Source organism: Phycisphaerae bacterium (assembly GCA_018003015.1).
GTDB lineage: Bacteria > Planctomycetota > Phycisphaerae > UBA1845 > PWPN01 > JAGNEZ01.
Genome location: JAGNEZ010000083.1, coordinates 1 through 3,232, shown reverse-complemented (window position 1 = coordinate 3,232; position 3,232 = coordinate 1). Strand labels below are relative to the sequence as shown.

Below are 3,232 nucleotides of genomic sequence, written 5' to 3'. Positions count from 1 at the left end.
TCTACACCGGGCCCGTCACGCTGACTTCGAGTGCCACGGTGAAGGCGAAGGGGTTCAAGAGTGGCTGCACGGACAGTGGTTTGGCGTCGGCCAGCTTCACGGTGACCGCGGCGGCGGTGACCGTGGCCACGCCGACGATCACCCCGAACGGCGGCAGTTACTTCGGGCCGGCCAAGGTGTGCATGGCTTGTGACACCCCGGGTGCCACGATCCGCTACACGATCGACGGGAGCGACCCGACGACCAGTTCGACCGCCTACGCGACCGCGTTCACGCTCAACGCCAGCGCCACGGTCAAGGCTAAGGGCTTCAAGAGTGGATGCACAAGTAGCGTTACGGCCACGGCCAGTTTCGCGGTGACGAGCAACCCGGGCAATTCCCGGATTCTGATTCCGGGTACTGGCTGGACGGGTGCCAGCGCAGAGCCCGGCCCGGTGGGGTACGACACGAGCCTGGCTGAGTCGGCCCGACCGGCCGGCTGGGATGCCAAGGCGATCGCCCGGTGGGACGTAGTCCCGTACCAAACGTTCGACGGGGACTTCAACGTCGGCGTGGTGGCGTTCCACATGAACGACATTGACCGGGTGGAGTTCAGTGTCAATGGCGGCCCGTGGCTGGCGGTTTCTACGATGAGCCTCAATACGCAGGTGGCCAACCACTCGGGTATCGGTGTGCAGAGCGACGGGGTGGTCGAGTACTGGGCGACGCTGCGGGCCTCTGACTTTGCGGATGGGCCGATCGAGGTGAGGGCGATTGCGTGGCCGAAGCTGGGAGTGCCGAGGGGGCTGGAGTCGCTAGCTCTATTCACAAATGCCAGCTCAGGCCTCTCATCACCCGAGGTATTTGTCTCACCGTCTATGGGATCTGACGCCAATGATGGCTCCGCCGGGCAACCGGTGGCGACGCTCATGGAAGCGATGAGGAAAGTGAATGCTGGGGGAACAATCACCCTAACGGAATCAGGTGTCTATGCGCTAAACCCCTCTAGTGCTGGGCCGGCCCTTAACAGTCAGCGCTGGGTCCTAGTTCGGGGTGCTCCCAGCCTTGACTATCGCTCAATCATCATAGGACTGGCGGAGAGGACGACAACGAACGATGGCCTTAGCCTGCCACTAAGGCGCATACATTGGCAGCATCTGTCTCTGGATGTCGCCAACGTAGTCCATCTTAGGAACGCGGGAGACATGTGGTTCGATGGTGCTAGGTGGTTTGACAGCAACGGCTGGGCTGCGCGATACTCCAATTTCCAGTTCATCATTCATTATCAAACCAAGTACTGGGTAACCGATAGCGAGGTGGAAGACACGATTAATGGCTTTATGTGGGCCCAGATCGATCGCAACTGTGCAATGCGCAGAATCTGTGGAGATGCGTTCACTAATTGCCAGATGGTCGTCAATTGCAGTGTAGTTGACTTCAACAACATTGATGGTTGGGCTTTCCACTCGGATCTCTTCCAGTATTACCAGGTTTGGGACAATCTGATTGCGTATAAGGTGCAAGCGACTGCGACAAACGTACAGGCCTTCCTAGTCTGTCAACCCAAGATTGACACCGAGGTTCCGGCAATGTCAAACAGCGCCTTCGTTGACATTGAATTCGATATTGGCCTTGATGGCCTGGATCTGGCTGCGCAGCTTCAGGGGCGTCTCGACCATCTGCTTTTCCGACGAGTATCAGTGCGAGGTCAGAGATGGTGGCTGCGTACGGACATAACGAATCGGGATCAGCTAAGCGCCAGAAACGTCGTATTTTCCAATTGTGTTGTTAGCCCGGACACGTTGACACGCTATAGCACGGCTCCGCCTCGGGGAGTCTCGTTTCTCGACTGCATATCATATTGACCGCCTAGAGTCAAGTTGTGGCGACACATGCTGTTGGATGCGTGGCGTGTGGTCGTTGAGCTGGATAGTCCGCTCTGTGCTGTGCCTGGGTGGCCCAATGCTCCTCGCGCCAACGCGCGTGAGAAAGACATCTAGAACGCCTTGATGGTATTCGTAAAGCAGCGTGAGTAGTGCGATGATGCAGAGCTAGACTGTCGGGACGACACTATCACGGTCGGCTCCAACCGTTCGAGGCAGGAGGAAATGTGGAATGCCGCTATGAAAGAGGTTCGGTTTGCTTTCCGGAGCAGCAGCTGTTCAGGAGGAGTTGTCTGAACCACATGTTACCACGGGCACCCGCGCGATAGCGGTCACGCGGTGACACCTGAACAGGGCAAAAGTGGCTTTTTAAAGACGGAGATCTAGGCCAGTATCATTGTCTGATTATGTGAAGCGGAGTGAGGCGAGGGCGACCGAGAATTCTCGGGGAGTACTACGATTGAGTTTCGTGACAGGCAGGTTAAAGGCGGCTGTGAGGGAATGGGAACGACAGCATAAACACCGATGGCTGGTTCGCGTTGCCCGGTGTTTGCACGGGTTTGTTGACTGGCGGCCCCTCCAGCGATTGGGGCGGGATCGGACAATACGCAATCTGGCCTCGCTTGGTGGCAGCGATGACCCGGTTAGGCTCGTGAAGTTCGCAAAGGAGCAGGCCTGGGGCATCATGAATCCAATGCAGGTTCCCGAAGAGATCATACACTTGTTGCGAATGTTGGCGCGTGAGCAAACGAGGAGGATGCTTGAGATTGGCACAGCTAACGGCGGTACGTTGTTCCTGTTCTGCCGGACACTGCCGGATAACGCTTGGATCATGAGCGTGGACTTGCCGCGTGGAGCGTTCGGCGGAGGCTATCCGAGGTGGAAGGTGCCCGTCATGCGTTCTTTTGCCAAACCTGGACAGCAGCTTCACCTGCTGCGTGCGAATTCTCATTTAAAGGAGACTGTGGCGGAGGTCGCCGCTAGGCTTGAGGGAGACTCGCTTGACTTTCTTTTCATCGATGGCGATCACACATATGCCGGCGCACGTGTTGACTTCGAGGCATATTCTCCGCTCGTTCGGAGGGGGGGGCTCATTGCGTTTCATGATGTTGTCCCCCATCCTTCTGGTAGCGGTGGCGAAGTGCACAAGTTTTGGAGGGAGATTAGAGACGATTACGTACATCATGAATTCGTGGCGAATCCGGGTGCTGGATATGGGATAGGTGTCCTGGTAGTTACATAGTTAAGAGCCTATCCCAATAACAGTCCGGATCTGTGAAAGGCGATGCAGGCGAAACACAGATGGACCATGGCAACGTAGTTCTCGGCTTTTTTCTCCCAGCGCACCAAGACGCGCCGAAATCGGTTCG

The 3,232-nt window shown here is 57.0% G+C and carries 3 protein-coding genes; 2 read left to right on the top strand and 1 reads right to left on the bottom strand.

Annotated features, from left to right (window positions below):
- Positions 1-1,844 (top strand): chitobiase/beta-hexosaminidase C-terminal domain-containing protein (locus KA354_22420; GenBank protein ID MBP7937407.1); only part of this gene is annotated, 1,844 nt, incomplete at its 5' end.
- Positions 1,845-2,547: 703 nt separating this feature from the next.
- Positions 2,548-3,105, top strand: coding sequence for a class I SAM-dependent methyltransferase (locus tag KA354_22415; GenBank protein MBP7937406.1), 558 nt, complete (start codon positions 2,548-2,550; stop codon positions 3,103-3,105).
- 8 nt (positions 3,106-3,113) lie between these two features.
- Here KA354_22415 and KA354_22410 read toward each other — a convergent pair.
- Positions 3,114-3,232: IS5/IS1182 family transposase (locus tag KA354_22410; GenBank protein ID MBP7937405.1), on the bottom strand; the 119-nt coding region annotated here is incomplete at its 5' end.

Coding starts and splice junctions, on each gene's coding strand:
- KA354_22415 (MBP7937406.1), top strand. CDS start 2,548: ATGAATCCAATGCAGGTTCCCGAAGAGATCATACACTTGTTGCGAATG.